This window comes from Pseudoalteromonas aliena, from assembly GCF_038155085.1.
Lineage (GTDB): Bacteria > Pseudomonadota > Gammaproteobacteria > Enterobacterales > Alteromonadaceae > Pseudoalteromonas > Pseudoalteromonas aliena_A.
This window is the reverse complement of the sequence record NZ_JBAKAU010000009.1, coordinates 60,145-74,905: the sequence shown is the minus strand read 5'-3', so window position 1 is coordinate 74,905 and position 14,761 is coordinate 60,145. Positions and strand designations below refer to the sequence as shown.

At 39.4% G+C, this 14,761-nt stretch carries 19 protein-coding genes; 7 read left to right on the top strand and 12 right to left on the bottom strand.

What is annotated here, in order from left to right; translation table 11 throughout:
- Positions 1-549: 549 nt before the first annotated feature.
- From V6260_RS10645 to V6260_RS10630, 4 genes are all read left to right on the top strand, one after another.
- The gene (locus V6260_RS10645; RefSeq protein WP_341594045.1) at positions 550-762 is read left to right on the top strand and encodes a calmodulin; all 213 of its coding nucleotides are present in this window, start codon (positions 550-552) and stop codon (positions 760-762) included.
- A gap of 169 nt (positions 763-931) precedes the next feature.
- Positions 932-1,138, top strand: a complete 207-nt coding sequence (locus tag V6260_RS10640) for a calmodulin (protein WP_341594044.1) — start codon at positions 932-934, stop codon at positions 1,136-1,138.
- 80 nt (positions 1,139-1,218) lie between these two features.
- Complete coding sequence (locus V6260_RS10635) at positions 1,219-1,434, top strand: calmodulin (protein WP_341594043.1); 216 nt, start codon at positions 1,219-1,221, stop codon at positions 1,432-1,434.
- 233 nt (positions 1,435-1,667) lie between these two features.
- Positions 1,668-2,615, top strand: a complete 948-nt coding sequence (locus V6260_RS10630; RefSeq protein WP_341594042.1) for an EAL-associated domain-containing protein — start codon at positions 1,668-1,670, stop codon at positions 2,613-2,615.
- A 36-nt stretch (positions 2,616-2,651) separates the two neighbouring features.
- Here V6260_RS10630 and V6260_RS10625 read toward each other — a convergent pair whose 3' ends face one another.
- Positions 2,652-4,271 carry a M28 family metallopeptidase gene (locus V6260_RS10625; RefSeq protein WP_341594041.1) on the bottom strand — a complete coding sequence of 540 codons (1,620 nt, stop codon included), beginning with the start codon at positions 4,269-4,271 and terminating at the stop codon, positions 2,652-2,654.
- Between the two features lie 163 nt (positions 4,272-4,434).
- Complete coding sequence (locus V6260_RS10620) at positions 4,435-4,674, bottom strand: RNA recognition motif domain-containing protein (protein ID WP_002958513.1); 240 nt, start codon at positions 4,672-4,674, stop codon at positions 4,435-4,437.
- 265 nt (positions 4,675-4,939) lie between these two features.
- Between V6260_RS10620 and V6260_RS10615 the strand changes: the two genes are divergently transcribed.
- From V6260_RS10615 to V6260_RS10605, 3 genes are all read left to right on the top strand, one after another.
- Entirely contained in the window at positions 4,940-5,098 is a 159-nt protein-coding gene (locus V6260_RS10615; RefSeq protein WP_341594040.1) for a hypothetical protein, read from the top strand.
- A gap of 258 nt (positions 5,099-5,356) precedes the next feature.
- Entirely contained in the window at positions 5,357-5,494 is a 138-nt protein-coding gene (locus V6260_RS10610) for a hypothetical protein (protein ID WP_341594039.1), read from the top strand.
- A 40-nt stretch (positions 5,495-5,534) separates the two neighbouring features.
- Positions 5,535-6,107 (top strand): hypothetical protein, encoded by a 573-nt coding sequence (locus tag V6260_RS10605; RefSeq protein ID WP_341594038.1) that lies wholly within the window; start codon positions 5,535-5,537, stop codon positions 6,105-6,107.
- 70 nt (positions 6,108-6,177) lie between these two features.
- On the opposite strand, the gene lipA is transcribed toward V6260_RS10605, so the two are convergent.
- From lipA to nadD, 10 genes are all read right to left on the bottom strand, one after another.
- Positions 6,178-7,143 (bottom strand): lipoyl synthase, encoded by a 966-nt coding sequence (lipA, locus tag V6260_RS10600; RefSeq protein WP_058547427.1) that lies wholly within the window; start codon positions 7,141-7,143, stop codon positions 6,178-6,180.
- The gene (gene lipB / locus V6260_RS10595; protein ID WP_341594037.1) at positions 7,140-7,793 is read right to left on the bottom strand and encodes a lipoyl(octanoyl) transferase LipB; all 654 of its coding nucleotides are present in this window, start codon (positions 7,791-7,793) and stop codon (positions 7,140-7,142) included. The genes lipA and lipB overlap by 4 nt, the downstream gene beginning before the upstream one ends.
- A gap of 19 nt (positions 7,794-7,812) precedes the next feature.
- Complete coding sequence (ybeD, locus tag V6260_RS10590; protein ID WP_058547429.1) at positions 7,813-8,091, bottom strand: DUF493 family protein YbeD; 279 nt, start codon at positions 8,089-8,091, stop codon at positions 7,813-7,815.
- 179 nt (positions 8,092-8,270) lie between these two features.
- Positions 8,271-9,431 carry a serine hydrolase gene (locus tag V6260_RS10585; protein WP_341594036.1) on the bottom strand — a complete coding sequence of 387 codons (1,161 nt, stop codon included), beginning with the start codon at positions 9,429-9,431 and terminating at the stop codon, positions 8,271-8,273.
- A gap of 44 nt (positions 9,432-9,475) precedes the next feature.
- Positions 9,476-10,249, bottom strand: coding sequence for a septal ring lytic transglycosylase RlpA family protein (locus tag V6260_RS10580; RefSeq protein ID WP_341594035.1), 774 nt, complete (start codon positions 10,247-10,249; stop codon positions 9,476-9,478).
- On the bottom strand, positions 10,249-11,355 hold the full coding sequence (rodA, locus tag V6260_RS10575) for a rod shape-determining protein RodA (protein ID WP_341594034.1): 1,107 nt from the start codon (positions 11,353-11,355) through the stop codon (positions 10,249-10,251). Before rodA ends, V6260_RS10580 begins: the two co-directional genes overlap by 1 nt.
- On the bottom strand, positions 11,355-13,232 hold the full coding sequence (gene mrdA, locus V6260_RS10570; RefSeq protein ID WP_341594033.1) for a penicillin-binding protein 2: 1,878 nt from the start codon (positions 13,230-13,232) through the stop codon (positions 11,355-11,357). Before mrdA ends, rodA begins: the two co-directional genes overlap by 1 nt.
- 9 nt (positions 13,233-13,241) lie before the next feature.
- Complete coding sequence (gene rlmH / locus V6260_RS10565) at positions 13,242-13,712, bottom strand: 23S rRNA (pseudouridine(1915)-N(3))-methyltransferase RlmH (protein ID WP_058547433.1); 471 nt, start codon at positions 13,710-13,712, stop codon at positions 13,242-13,244.
- Positions 13,713-13,748: 36 nt separating this feature from the next.
- Positions 13,749-14,066 carry a ribosome silencing factor gene (gene rsfS / locus V6260_RS10560; protein WP_058547434.1) on the bottom strand — a complete coding sequence of 106 codons (318 nt, stop codon included), beginning with the start codon at positions 14,064-14,066 and terminating at the stop codon, positions 13,749-13,751.
- 54 nt (positions 14,067-14,120) lie between these two features.
- A complete protein-coding gene (gene nadD, locus V6260_RS10555) occupies positions 14,121-14,756 on the bottom strand; it encodes a nicotinate-nucleotide adenylyltransferase (RefSeq protein WP_341594032.1) in 636 nt (211 codons plus the stop codon).
- Between the last annotated feature and the right edge of the window lie 5 nt (positions 14,757-14,761).

Sequence of the window (14,761 nt, the reverse complement as noted above, 5' to 3'; positions counted from 1 at the left end):
TTTGCTTAACTTAAGCGAGCCTATATTTTACAACGCATTAAATCATGAGTTGAATGCTACAGATTAGTTTTCACATTGTAACCTTTCTAGATAATTTCGCCATTTGGCAACAAAACAGTTAATTTTAAAATATCCTTCCAAAATTTTTATAATAAATCTCAAAAAATAATATAACTATATAATTTTAAATGAGTTAATTATTTAATAGCAGCGAATAAATCCTATGTCATTTCCATGTTCATATTCAGTTTATTTTGAAGACTAAGCCAAACGCTCCCCTTATCGGCTTTTTAGCTAAAGTGTGTCTTTTTAATAAAACTTAACTTGTTGATTTATATTGATTAATTATTTCTAGTTAAATGACTGTTGCTAAAAAGCAACAAAAACATCTCTCCAAATTAAGCTTTTCTCGCTTTATGTTATTTAACCTACTGTTTTTAAATAATAAATAAAAAGTGGCACCGAAGTTGTACTACCTAGTGTGTATTAAGCAAAATGTGATGAAAGCCAAAGGCCTTAATCGCAACAACCCAATGAAGGAATACTATTATGAAAACATTTCAATCAACATTAGTACTAATGGCGCTAGCTTCTTCATCAGCGGCTTTTGCAGCAACAGATTTTGATACGCTAGACGTAGATGGTAGTGGCGCAATCAGCCTAGCCGAAGCTTCAGTAGATGCTGAGCTTTTAAGTAAATTTGAAGATCTCGATACAAACCAAGATGGTGAGCTATCTGAAGATGAGTTTTCTAAGGCCTAAAATTAAAGCCTTAAACAGTTAATGCTCTGTTATGTTATCTAAATTCTGAGTTGCCAAAGACAACCTAAGTAGGCAAGGGAGCCTATCAAAAAGAATAACCAGGAAGTGACTAGATAGTACTATAGAGCAAATTTATTTAGGACACTGCATACTTTTGAAGGATTAAATTATGAAAAAGCTACAATCAACATTTGTACTTATGGCTGTTGTTTCTTCGTCAGTAGTATTGGCAAGTACACACTTTGAAACACTCAATTCAGACGACAACGCTTCAATTAGCCGCTCTGAAGAGTCAGTGCAAGTGATAGATCAATTTGACGAGCTGAATATTCAAAGTAGCGGTGGCCCGACAGAAAATGATTTTTTTGAATATTAATTTATAGACACTTTACTCCTAAAGGATCTTTGAAAAGGACTTTTCACCCCTAATCAGGCTCAAAGCCTAAGGAAACAATTATGAAAACATTACACAAAACTCTAGTACTTGTAGCCCTTGCTTCTTCTTCAGCGGCGTTTGCTGCGGTAGATTTTGATTCTTTTGATACTGATGGCGACGGCGTAATTAGTAAAACAGAAGCCCAAGTAAACTCGCAACTAGTACAGCTTTTTGATCAATTAGATGCAGATGGAAATAGCGAGTTATCTAAAGAAGAGTTTTCAAAGGTTCAGTAACAGGCTCTATATTTGAGCCGAGTTTAAACCTTATTAATCATACTCACAAAGCAGCTAAGTAATTAATACTTAGCTGCTTTTTTGTGCATTAAAAAATATTAGTAAGCTTTTTTTCACCAAAACAGTGCAACATTTAATTCATTATACCTGTAAGCTTATGATTTTATTTTAGTTTAATACTTGGTTTTAAACTTGCTTAGCTACTTATAAAGCGAATTTATGAGTATAAATGTATGGCGAGAATGAGTTATATCAGTAGTGTTGAGCGCTACCACGAATATGAGCATGTAATACATAGCTTACTTGAATCTATTTTGATGAGTATTGAGGACGGATTAACTAAAGAGCGTGATACCTGCTACCTGATTAAGCAGTACCCATTTTTAGAATTACAATATTGTTTGAATGCAGAGGGTTTGCAGCAGGGTAATAATGTCTGCTTTAAACGCGCATATAGCAAAAAATTATGTAAAAGTGGTAATCAACAAGATTTAAGCGAGCGACCCTATTTTTTGAACGCTAAAGCAAGTGATAAAGTGTGCTTTACTGATCCCTACATTTCTATAGCGACTAACCATTTATGTATATCGGCGATTAAAGAGCTAAAAAAACCAATTAATAATCAACATTATTTGGTCGTTGATGTGAGCTTAACGCAGCTTATTGAGTTTGTAATGGGTGATACTGCTCGCGCTAATATGTCGCCTTACTTCAAAGCGGGTTACGGTATTATTGTTGCGTGCTTATTTTGCTTAGTATTATTTTTACTGAATATCGTTTTTAATGATATATACGCGCTATTAACCCATGTAGATACCTCATCAGACCCACTTGAACCCTTTAGTATCATTATTTACATCACCTTGGCATTAGCAGTATTCGATTTAGGTAAAACAATACTCGAAGAAGAAATCCTTATGCATAAGGATATTTTTAGGCACTCATCTACGCGGCGCACTATTACACGGTTTATATCAACCGTGCTTATTGCTATATCAATTGAGGCGCTGTTAACTATGTTTAAAGCGGCGCTGGGGCAGGCTGAATATTTAATGCCTGCAATAGCGATGATGCTGGCAGTGGTAGGGCTTTTAATCGCGCTGGCTATTTATGTTTATTTAGGGGCAAAGGCCGAAACGCTACTAATGCGCGCTCGTTTAAAACAAAAATCCTCCGAGTAGGAGGATTTTTATATTACATAACTATTTAATAGTGATTTATTGCTTATCTTGCGCGCGTTTGGCTTTAAAGTCAGACTCGCTCGTCCACTTTGGCCAATCGCCATTGTTTGCAAGCTGTGTTGCTATATCAACAATAAGATCTATATCTTGCTTAACACCACCTAACGACCAATCAGCTGAGTAGTCGTCTGCTTCTTTATGGTACTTATGCGCAATGTAATCAGGGTCGGTATCGCCCAGGCTCATAAATAATAAACTAGGCACGCCTTGCTTAGAAAGCGAGAAATGATCAGATCTAAAAAACAGGCCATTTTGCGGGCGAGGATCCATTTTAACAACACGGCCTTGTGATTTTGCAGCCTTTGCTAAATAGCTTTCCATCGTCGATAAATCTTTACCGTATTGTAAAATGTAGTCAGTGCCATCAAGCACGTTCATGCCATCAATATTTAATAGACCGACCATTTGCTTTGTAGGCACAACCGCACCCGATGAAAATTCTTCAGAACCAATTAACCCTGTTTCTTCTGCTGTAAAGTTAGCAAAAATAATTGAGCGTTTGAACGGCTTTTGCTTGTTCATTTTGCTCATTATACGTGCTATTTCAAGAGTTGCTGCTGTGCCAGAAGCGTTATCTACCGCGCCGTTATAAATTTTAGGGCCAGTATCAGTTTGTTTAGTACCAAAGTGGTCCCAGTGAGCGCTAATAACCACGTACTCGTTTGGTGATTCGCTTCCTGTAATTTGTGCAACTACATTATGTGATTTGGCATGCGATACTTCGTTTTTAAAGGCAAGGTTTGCTTTTAAGTTAAGTGGCGTCGCTTTAAAGTCATCATTTAATGCTGCTTGTTTTAAATCTTGATAGTTTAGCTTTGCAGCGTTAAACATTTGCTCAGTCGCATCAAGTGTTAGCCAGCCCATAACCGGTAATTTAGACGCGTTTAAGTTGTTATCCATTAACGTGTATTTAGTGCCGGTGTTTGAACTTTCAACTACGCCCCAAGGATATGCCGCAGGTGCGGTTTCATGAACGATAAATACAGCCTTTGCACCTTGGCGTGCGGCTTCTTCGTATTTGTAAGTCCAGCGACCGTAGTAGGTCATAGCGTTACCCGTAAATAGCGCATCATTTTGAGTAGCAAATCCAGGGTCGTTTACCAATACGATAACTGTTTTACCCTCAACATCAATGTTTTCGTAATCGTTCCAGTTGTATTCAGGTGCATTAATACCATAGCCAACAAATACAACGTCAGAATTGCGTACATCAATTAATGGATGAAGTTGCTCGGTACGTGCGGTAAAGTCTTTACCTGATTCAAAGCTTAAATCACCTACCTTTAACTGCATATCCTGGTTAGCTGTCACCATTGCCATTTTTACAGGCTGTAAGTATTTACCCTTATAAGCACCGGTTAAACCCAGCGCTTTATATTGCTCGCTTAAATAGCCTATTGTTTTTACTTCGCCATGAGTAAGCGGACCACGGCCTTCAAAGTCATCAGAGGCTAGCGTTTTAATATGTTGTTTAATATTGCTAAGGCTTACACCAGCTGTATTTTCTAATGGGGTTTTCTCGCTTGCAGACTCCGAGCAGCCGAAGAGTGCAACTAGCAGGCTTAGGCTAGCGCTTTTTAAAAGAGTAGATGCCATAATCTTCATATAGTTATTTAATTAGGCTTTCAATATAAAGGAAGCACTGCAGCTATGTCGAATTTTTATAGAGAACTTTTCATTCAATTGCAGATTAACTATCAGTCATTAGTAAAAAACCAGCGCAAGCTGGTTCTTTTAACTTTAAGTAATAAATTATTACTTAAGCGTCCGCTAATTTCACGCGGATCTTACTTTTATCAACAGTAGATTGGTTAAGTGCAGTAATTGCACTTTTACTTTCAATGTCGTTTGGCATTTCTACAAAGGCAAAACCTTTAGATTGGCCAGTTTCTTTATCAAGTACCAAGTTGCAGGTAGTCACTTTACCGTGCTCTGCAAACAAAGTACGAAGCTCATGCTCAGTAGTAGCACGAGACAAGTTACGAACTAATAGTTTCATATTTAACCTAAATAATGGGTTCAGTAATGATTATCTCAAGTAAACGCCGATTGACCTAACGATAAATTGCGAACAGTAAAAATAGTATAAACTTAAGAGCTTGGTTTTGTAGTGAAGGGCGACTAAATGAATACGGTAATTACAGTTAGCAGTAATAGCGAAAAACAGATGCGCTCGGTTATATCAAGCATATTAGCATAATCCCGGGGCTAAATATTATTCACTAAAGGTTTTTGCGTGCATTTTAATACCACTGATTGCGTGGATGAGCGATACACTAAACAATTATTTTGTTGAGCTTGGAATACCTGCAGCTGCATTTTTAGATATTCCGCTAAGCCATTTTTCTTTTGAGAATGCTCTACTGGCTAAGCCCACTTTAGCGAGTGCTAATATCAGCCATGCAATTTTGTTAAGTTCGTAGTTTCACATGCAGCGTGCGCCTTATATATTTAATCATGTGCTGCCAACATTAAATCTAACTTTAGTCAGTGCTAAGGCACCATTACCAAGTATTAAATTAGTGGGGTAGGGTGCCCATTAATATGTAGTAGTGATTAGAAAGGATGAAAATATTCGGCAGTTTATTTTACCTAAATTACCAACACTGACCATACAAGCAACTAAAGTAAGAGAATAACCTGCCGAGAACTAGTAATAAATAACGAACAAGGAAAATGATATGAAAGTTAATTCAAATGATACTAATCTAGCATCGCAGTTTATATCGAACGGTTCAGAAGTGAAAGTTAATAAACCTGTAAATGGTAAAGAACAAATAAATAGTGAAATGGATCGACTAGCTAAGGACATATCATAAATATCAGCCTAAAGAGTCTGAAGCGACCTATGATAAGTCAATGAATATATCAACAAATAATGTTGTATCAACAAGGGAAGCAGAAGAAAAAGCGTTAAATAATATTCGAATCGCTACTGTCAATCTTTATATGCCGGGTGGTGAAGTTTCCAACTCTGTTGAAAAAATGTTTACTCAGTATGATAATATTATGGCTGAAATAGCGGCCGAACAACCATCATTAGCGAATAAAGACTGGGGGGTATCAATCAGTCAATCAGGTGAGCTAGAAGTTACAGGTTCCATTAATGATAAAGAGAAAAGTCTTATATCTGAAAAATTAAATGACAACGGGGATTTTGTAGCCGCAGCTAACGAATTTAAATCGAGCTTTCTAGAGCACATTGACTTGGGAGTTAGGGGGTGGTCAAGTTACGACGTAAACGAAGATAATTTTTCAAAAACACTTGATTTAAAAGAAATTCTGGATAATTCACAAGGAGGAGAAAGCTTTAAACAGGCTTGGAATAAGGACTTTAGTTGGCTTGAGTTAAACGATAATATCTCATCTCAACTTAGAAGAAATGCAATTAAAAATTCAAATGATTCAATTATTCTTATTACTTATGGGTAATAAACTACAACAAAAAAAACCGTTAATGACTATTGTTCACTAACGGCTTGCCTTAATTTATAATAACGACTTATTTTACTTCTTTACCAGCGGCTTGTTGGTCAGCATGATAGCTTGAACGAACAAACGGGCCAGAGGCTGCATGAGTAAAGCCAATTTCATCGGCATACTCTTTTAAGCCGTCAAACTCTGCTGGTGGCACGTAACGCTTAACAGGTAAGTGATGCTTAGAAGGCTGTAAGTATTGGCCAACAGTAAGCATGTCTACGTTATGCGCACGTAAATCACGAAGTACTTCTTCTATTTCGCTAATTTCTTCACCTAGACCAACCATTAAGCCAGATTTAGTTTTTACTTCTGGGTGTGCTTCTTTAAAGCGACGAAGTAATTCTAATGACCATTTGTAATCAGCACCTGGGCGCGCAAGTTTGTATAAACGCGGGGCTGTTTCTAAGTTGTGATTAAACACATCAGGTGGTGTCTCAATTAAAATTTCAAGCGCACGGTCCATACGACCACGGAAATCTGGCACTAAAATTTCGATGGTAATCGTTGGGTTGTGCTTACGAATTTCGCGAATACAATCGGCAAAATGCTGTGCGCCGCCATCACGTAAATCATCACGGTCAACCGAGGTAATTACTACGTAGCTAAGCTTCATGTCTTTAATTGTTAGTGCAAGCTTTTCAGGCTCTGCTGCATCAGGTTTTAATGGACGACCATGGGCAACATCACAAAACGGGCAACGACGAGTACAAATAGCACCTAAAATCATAAAGGTTGCTGTACCGTGGTTAAAACACTCTGATAGGTTAGGGCATGACGCCTCTTCACATACTGAGTGCAATCCGTGCTTACGCATTGCTTGTTTGATACCGTCGATACGCTCTGTTGATTTTGGTAAGCGAATTTTAAGCCACTCAGGCTTGCGCAACATTTCAGTTTTTTCTGTTGGTAAAACTTTAACGGGGATCAACGCCATTTTTTCTGCGTCGCGTAGTTTTACGCCTGGTTCCATTTTGACTGGTTTATTCATTCGTTTTCAAACCCTTCAGTATGCTTAACCTGTGTTGCATTAAGCTTCTTTATCATGTGTTTTACCAGTCCTTCACCTGCGCTTTGTAGGTTTTGAGGACCATTCAATTCTTTCGTTTGCACCATATTCATGCCGGCATAACCACATGGGTTAATGCGTAAAAACGGGCTTAGGTCCATGTTAACATTTAATGCTAAACCATGAAACGAGCAGCCACGGCGAACTCTTAAACCTAATGATGCAATTTTGCTGTCGTTAACGTAAACACCTGGCGCGTCAGCTTTTGCATATGCATCAATACCGTACTCAGCGAGAGATTCAATAATGCACTCTTCAAGCCAGGTAACAAGTTCACGTACACCAATTTTTAAACGACGTAGGTTAAATAATACGTACATCATTTGTTGGCCTGGGCCGTGATAAGTTACTTGGCCGCCACGATCAACTTTAATCACTTCAATGTCGCCTGGGGCGAGTAAGTGCTCATCTTTACCGGCTTGGCCTTGGGTAAAAACACTGTCGTGTTCAACAAGCCAAATTTCGTCTGGCGAGTTATCATCGCGGGTATCGGTATAAGCCTGCATTTTTTGCCAAATAGGCATGTAACGCCTACGGCCTAGTTGGCGTACGATCAAGGTGTTTTCGTTCACAACAAATCTCAACTATGGCTTAAAGCATGTGACGTACGTCATCGATATTGCTGATCACGTTGTAAATTTCTTCAATGTGCTTACCGCTTGTAACCGTAGCCACTAGCGTAACAGACTCATAATTACCTTTACTGCTTGGTTTTACTTTTGGCGCGTAATCACCCGGAGCAATAGGTTGTAATTTAGTTAGAATTTGATCTGTTAGATTAACGTTCGCTAGACCCATGATTTTAAATGTGAATGGGCAAGGGTACTCTAGGTACTCATCAAATTTAGTATCTTTAACAGGTTGAACCACGACGGTGACTCCTCATACAAAAGTGTGGACTCTATGCAAAGCTCGAAGCTTAATACAGATAGGCAATTAGCAGTGTTGCATATATGGGGCGCATTCTAGCATTTTTCAAGCAAAAAAAAACGCCTCATAATAGAGGCGCTTCGTTTGACAACCCAACAACTGTGGGTTTATTTTTACGTTTACATAATTTGTAAGCGTAAGTAGTCGTAAATTTTGCTAAAGAAGCTGCCTTCTTCCACTTCTTCAAGTGTTACTAGTGGGTATTGTGCAATGTCTTCACCCTCTAGTTGTAAGAATAGTGTGCCTACTTTTGTGCCTTTAGCTAGTGGTGCTTCAAGTGTATTGTCTAGCTCAAAGTTAGCTTTTAAGTTTTTATGCTGACCGCGTGGAATAGTAATTGGTGTATCTTCTAAAATACCTAACGATACGTTTTCTTTGTTACCCATCCAAATACGCTGCTCTGCAAAGCTATCGCCAGCTTTGTAAGGTGTAATTGTTTCAAAAAAGCGAAATCCGTAGTTAAGTAGTTTTTTGCTTTCTACTTTACGAGCGCGTTCGCTTGATGTGCCCATAACTACAGCAATTAAACGCATATCATTTTTAGTTGCTGAGGTCACTAAACTGTAACCTGCTTCTGATGTGTGACCCGTTTTAATACCATCTACATCTAGGCTTTCGTCCCATAATAATGAGTTACGGTTGTACTGTTTAATACCGTTGTAAGTAAAAGACTTTTGCTTATAAAGTGCGTACTCGTCTGGTACATCACGAATAAGTGCAGCGCCAAGTGTCGCCATATCACGTGGTGTTGTGTAGTGCTCGTTTGTATCAAGACCGTGGCTGTTGATAAAATGACTGTTACTCATACCTAATTTAGCTGCATGCGCATTCATTAAATCAGCAAATGCGCTTTCGCTACCCGCAATGTGTTCAGCCATTGCTACACATGCATCATTACCTGATTGGATAATGATGCCGTGGTTAAGCTCATCAACACTAATTTGTTTGCCAACTTCAATAAACATTTTGGAAGATTCTGGAAAGTTTTTAGCCCATGCTTTTTCACTCACCGTAACCATATCGGTTGGTGCAATATTACCCGCTTTAATTTCTGTACCAATTACATAACTGGTCATCATTTTAGTTAAACTAGCTGGTGCAAGCTGTGTATCAGCTTCACCTTCAGCAATAACCTTACCTGTTGTAAAGTCTACTAAAAAATAACCTTTCGCATTAATTTGAGGTGGTGCCGGAATTATTTGTGCGCTGGCTGAGAATATGGCGGCTGTACAAACGAAGCCGCATACACCTTTGAGGATTTTATGTTTAATAGATTTCATCATACTCATTAATGGTTAAAGTTTAAAAGTTTGTGTTACCCATTCTAAAGGGCTTGCTGAGTGTAAAGCAAGAATGCGTTTTGAAATTGATTCTTTTTCAATTTTTTTAATACTTGATCTGCTTGTTGAGCGTCTTCTATGGGACCCAAATGTAGTTTGTAAATGTCGTCTTTATGAACGATATTTGTTGGTAATTTGTACTCGTCTCGCAATGTACTCGCTAGTGCTTCGATATTCATCAATGTACTACCAGCAGCTACCTGAATATAGGTGCTATGCGGGGTTACCTTACTTATCGTAACTGCTTCTAACTTAACCTTTGCTGTACCATGGGTGTAATAGCCAAGCTTGTAAGCAGCTGCATACGAAAGATCAATTATTCTATCATCATGAAAAGGACCTCGGTCGTTTACCCGCACAATAACTGACTTGCCATTCTCGGTATTTGTAACGCGCACAAAACTCGGCAGAGGCAGTGTTTTGTGCGCTGCTGTCATAGCAAACATGTCGTAGATTTCGCCGTTTGATGTATGATAGCCATGAAACTTACGGCCGTACCAAGAAGCAATGCCTTCTTCGGTATAACCTGTTTCATCAAGCATGGGGGAATAGCTTTTACCAAGCACCGTATATGGGCGACTAGCGCTGGCACTTTTAGTCACTTCGGTCACTATTGCATCTTGCATTTCAAGCGTAGTGGGGGGTCTTAGCGGTGCTGCATCATGTCGCATATGATATCGACTACCAGAGCCGCCACTACAAGCACTTAATAACATTATTAATAATGTGATAAATACAAGTTGTCCGTGAAATCGCATTATTTTAAAAGCATCCTTTTATCCGTTGCAATCGACATGATGATACCAAACCCAGCCATTAACGTCACCATGGATGTTCCGCCGTAACTGATGAGTGGTAAAGGTACACCTACAACGGGTAATAAGCCCGATACCATGCCTATGTTTACAAATACGTATACAAAGAAGGTCAGGGTTATCGCCCCTGCAAGTAATTTTCCAAACGCATCTTGTGCATTTACTGCAATATATAAGCCTCGGCCAATAATAAATAAGTACAGGCTGAGTAAAACACATACCCCAAATAAGCCAAATTCTTCACTCAATACTGAAAATATAAAATCAGTGTGACGTTCTGGTAAAAACTCTAGCTGTGATTGCGTACCAAGTAGCCAGCCTTTACCTTCAATGCCGCCTGAGCCAATAGCAATTTTTGATTGAATAATATGATAGCCCGAACCAAGTGGATCGCTCTCTGGATCTAAAAAGGTAAGTACACGCTGCTTTTGATAATCGTGCATACCGTAGTGCCAAAATGGCCATGCAGCAAGCGCTACAATAGAGCTTAAAAAGCCTATTAAACGCCAACTTAAACCAGATAAAAACAATACAAATATACCTGAACTTGCAATAAGTATAGCGGTGCCTAAATCGGGTTGTTCTTTAATTAATAATGTAGGGAGCATTACAATCATAAAACCAATAACTAAGTGCATTGGACGAGGTGGTAGATGATTACGTCCTATATACCAAGCTACCATCATAGGCACTGCAAGTTTCATTAATTCTGATGGCTGAAAGCGGGTGATCCCTAAATTTAACCAGCGCTGTGCTCCTTTGGAGCTTACGCCAAATAAAAGCACGCCAACCAGCATAAGTAAGCCTACACAATAAAGCGGAATAACTAAGCGCTTGAGCGTAGCAGGTGAAAACTGGGCAAGTATTACCATGCCAATTATTGCGCCGCCCATACGAGTCATGTGGCGGAGCATCATTGCGGTATCTTGGCCGCTGGCACTGTAAACAATGGTAATGCTACCAGCCATCATAACTAATAAAGCAACGAGTAATGGCAAGTCGAGGTGCATTCGCATCCAAATGGAGCGTTTATCGTGTAATGCAGTCATTATTGTTGTTTCCCTGCAGGCTCAATAGGGTTAGTTGCAAAATAGTAGTCCATTAATTGGCGCGCAATAGGGGCGCCTACTGAACTACCACCACCAGTGTTTTCTACCACAATAGATACGACAATTTTAGGATTGTTATACGGTGCAAAACCAATGTATATAGCGTTATCTCGTTGACGCTCTTTTAGTGATTTTGCATCATAACGCTCACCTTGGGCAATACTGACCACTTGGGCCGTACCGGTTTTACCCGCAGGGTCGTAATTAGCGCCTTTAAATGCACGGTGCGCAGTACCTGTTACTTTTTTAACTGTATTGTGCATTGCATCGAGTGCGATACGCCAATGATCGGGGTTACTTAATATAATTGGTGGTTTTTCTTCGTCATTGATTTGAGAAATGTGGTCTTCTTTCTTAGCAACCTGAGCTAAATGTGGAGGATGATTAATTCCTTTGTTGACCAAAATATTAGTGGCGTTCGCTATTTGAATCGGAGTGGCCGTCCAATAACCTTGCCCTATACCAACAGAAATCGTATCACCGCGCCACCACGATTCTTTAAAACGGCCTTCCTTCCACTCTTTTGAAGGAAGTATAGCGGTAGTTTCTTCGTGTATATCAATGCCAGATAAATCACCAAAGCCAAAACGCGCCATAAAGTCACTAATTTTTGTAATACCTAATCGATAAGCCGCATCATAAAAATAAGTATCGCACGACTCTTCAATTGCTTTATATACATCAACATGGCCATGACCCCAACGTTTCCAATCGCGCCATTTGTGATCCACATTTGGGATTTGGAAAAAACCAGGATCCCACACGGAAGTTGTTTCTGTGACTATGTTTTCCTCTAGCGCTAATATAGCCATTAGAGGTTTAACCGTAGATGCAGGAGCATAACGCCCTTGAGTTGTTCTATTTATAAGGGGGCGGTCAGGGTTAAGTAATGACTTGTAATCTTTACTACTGATACCATGAACAAATAAGTTAGGGTCGTAACTTGGGTTTGAATACAGCGCAAGTATGCCACTATCTTTAGCATCCATAACAACAATAGCACCACGCATATCTTTGAGCGCATGCTGTGCTATTTGTTGCAAACCAACATCAAGTGTAAGTACTAAATCACTCCCAGGTTGTGGCGGTGTCAAACTTAAAGTGCGGATAATTCGGCCACGATTGTTTACTTCAACGCGCTGTGAGCCAACTTGGCCATGTAAAAGTTGTTCGTAATATTTTTCTATACCGAGCTTACCAATGTCGTGCGTAGCACGGTAATTGGTTGCTTGGTCTTCTTGCTCAAGCTTATTGAGCTCTTTACGGTTTAGTTTGGCTACATAACCTAGCGCATGAGTGAGTGTATCACCGTAAGGGTAATAACGGGCTAGGCGGGCTTCAATACTAAAGCCAGGAAATTTATGCTGATTAACCGAAAACTTAGCAACATCAGACTCGTTTAGACGGGTTTTAAGTACTTGCGATTTAAAACGGCGAGTGTGTTTTATGTCTTTTAAAAAATCTTGTTTTTGTTGGTCAGTAATGGTAATTATTTTACTTACTTGCTCAAGTGACTCAGCTAAATCGTCAACCTCTTCAGGAGTAACCTCAAGGTTATACACGGGTTTGTTTTCAGCCAGAAGCACACCATTTCTATCGTAAATAAGGCCACGGTTGGGGGCAATAGGAATTACTTTAATGCGGTTGTCGTTCGAGCGAGTTTGGTAATCTTGGTGGTCTTCTACCTGAATGGTGTATAGGTTTGAAAGCAAAATAGCCACTAAACCCAATACAAAAACAAAACCCACAAATGCACGACGTGCAAATAAATTTGCCTCTGCTGAATGGTCGCGAATCGTGGGTCTATGTTTCAACATGACAAAGTATTACTCACGATGATAAGGATGGTTGTTATTTAAGCTCCAGCCACGATAGAGGCTTTCTGCAACAATAATGCGCACCAAAGGGTGCGGTAATGTTAAATTAGATAACGACCACTTTTGCTCAGAAGCAGCAATACACTCCGGAGCAAGCCCTTCTGGTCCGCCAATAAGTAAACTTACATCGCGGCCATCGAGTTGCCATTTTTCCATGCTTTTTGCAAGCTGGTGGGTATCAAGTGGTTTACCTGTCACTTCCAGTGTAACGATCCGATTGCCTTTAGGTATCGCGGCTAAGGTTTTTTCTCCCTCAATGTGTAAAATACGTTTTATATCCGCATTTTTACCACGTTTGCCTGCCGGAATTTCTATCAGTTCTAGTGCCATATCTCTAGGAAAACGGCGCTGGTATTCTGTAAATCCGGTTTCTACCCATGCTGGCATTTTTGTACCAACAGCAATCATTTGTATTTTCACGTATTACTTCCAAGCTCAATTAAAAAATAGTGGAGTTTAGCCCCACAGTTTTTCTAGATCGTAATAGCTACGTGCTTGGTCTTGCATCACGTGCACAACCACATCACCTAAATCAACAAGCGCCCATTCACCATCGCTTTGGCCTTCATAACCTAGAGGCTCTGCATCTGCATGACGAGCTTCTTTTGCTAAATGATCAGCAATTGATAAAACGTGACGTTTAGAAGTACCAGAACATACAATCATAAAATCTGTAATGTCTGATGATTTGCTTACGTCAATATGAACTATGTCACGTGCTTTCATATCGTCAATTTTATCTAGTGCAAAGGCAAGAAGTTGTTTCGAATCCAAGGTTTTGTCTCAATATTAAATTTAATAGCGCGCATTTTAACACGCTAAGGGGTTTTAATCATCACTTTGATAGAGCTGGTGTTGCTCAATGTAATGACTTACGGAGTTAGGTAATAGTTCATTCTTTTTATTGTTTTTTTTAAGTTGCTCACGAATCACGCTTGAAGCAGCGTCAAATATATCCCCAGGTAAAAAATAAAGTTTACCTGCTGGGGCTTGCTCAAGTGCGTGCGCCTTATTTACTTGCGCGTGTTGCATATAGCTTTTGAGTTGCTCAGAAGGGTTAACCGTTTGCTCTGGGCGTTCGTAAACAACAATATGGCAAAGCTGTGTTATGGCTTGCCATTCGTACCATTTATCAAGGTTATTAAACGAGTCCATACCAATTAAAAATATAATTGGTGTAGTTGGGTGCTCAGCTCTTATTTCTTGCAAGCTTAATAACGAATACGATGGGCCGCTTCGATTTAGCTCTCTTAAATCAAGTTGAAAAAATGAATAAGGAGCAATTGCCGCACTGAGCATATTTATACGGTGCTCGGTGCTAATACCCGGCGCGGTTTTATGCGCAGGCAAAGCACAAGGCATAAAGTACAAGGTATTTAAATTAAATGCTTTTACACATTGCTTGGCCATATTTATGTGGCCTAAATGCACGGGATCGAAGGTGCCACCAAAAATTGCAATCATTTTAA

Excerpts from the sequence above, each read along its gene's own strand:
- V6260_RS10615 (WP_341594040.1), top strand. The coding sequence starts at position 4,940 with ATGAGCGATACACTAAACAATTATTTTGTTGAGCTTGGAATACCTGCA.
- lipA (WP_058547427.1), bottom strand. The coding sequence starts at position 7,143 with ATGAATAAACCAGTCAAAATGGAACCAGGCGTAAAACTACGCGACGCA.
- V6260_RS10640 (WP_341594044.1), top strand. The coding sequence starts at position 932 with ATGAAAAAGCTACAATCAACATTTGTACTTATGGCTGTTGTTTCTTCG.
- V6260_RS10610 (WP_341594039.1), top strand. The coding sequence starts at position 5,357 with ATGAAAGTTAATTCAAATGATACTAATCTAGCATCGCAGTTTATATCG.
- V6260_RS10620 (WP_002958513.1), bottom strand. The coding sequence starts at position 4,674 with ATGAAACTATTAGTTCGTAACTTGTCTCGTGCTACTACTGAGCATGAG.
- nadD (WP_341594032.1), bottom strand. The coding sequence starts at position 14,756 with ATGATTGCAATTTTTGGTGGCACCTTCGATCCCGTGCATTTAGGCCAC.
- mrdA (WP_341594033.1), bottom strand. The coding sequence starts at position 13,232 with ATGTTGAAACATAGACCCACGATTCGCGACCATTCAGCAGAGGCAAAT.
- V6260_RS10625 (WP_341594041.1), bottom strand. The coding sequence starts at position 4,271 with ATGGCATCTACTCTTTTAAAAAGCGCTAGCCTAAGCCTGCTAGTTGCA.
- V6260_RS10635 (WP_341594043.1), top strand. The coding sequence starts at position 1,219 with ATGAAAACATTACACAAAACTCTAGTACTTGTAGCCCTTGCTTCTTCT.
- V6260_RS10645 (WP_341594045.1), top strand. The coding sequence starts at position 550 with ATGAAAACATTTCAATCAACATTAGTACTAATGGCGCTAGCTTCTTCA.
- V6260_RS10585 (WP_341594036.1), bottom strand. The coding sequence starts at position 9,431 with ATGAAATCTATTAAACATAAAATCCTCAAAGGTGTATGCGGCTTCGTT.
- V6260_RS10630 (WP_341594042.1), top strand. The coding sequence starts at position 1,668 with ATGGCGAGAATGAGTTATATCAGTAGTGTTGAGCGCTACCACGAATAT.
- rodA (WP_341594034.1), bottom strand. The coding sequence starts at position 11,355 with ATGACTGCATTACACGATAAACGCTCCATTTGGATGCGAATGCACCTC.
- V6260_RS10605 (WP_341594038.1), top strand. The coding sequence starts at position 5,535 with ATGAATATATCAACAAATAATGTTGTATCAACAAGGGAAGCAGAAGAA.
- V6260_RS10580 (WP_341594035.1), bottom strand. The coding sequence starts at position 10,249 with ATGCGATTTCACGGACAACTTGTATTTATCACATTATTAATAATGTTA.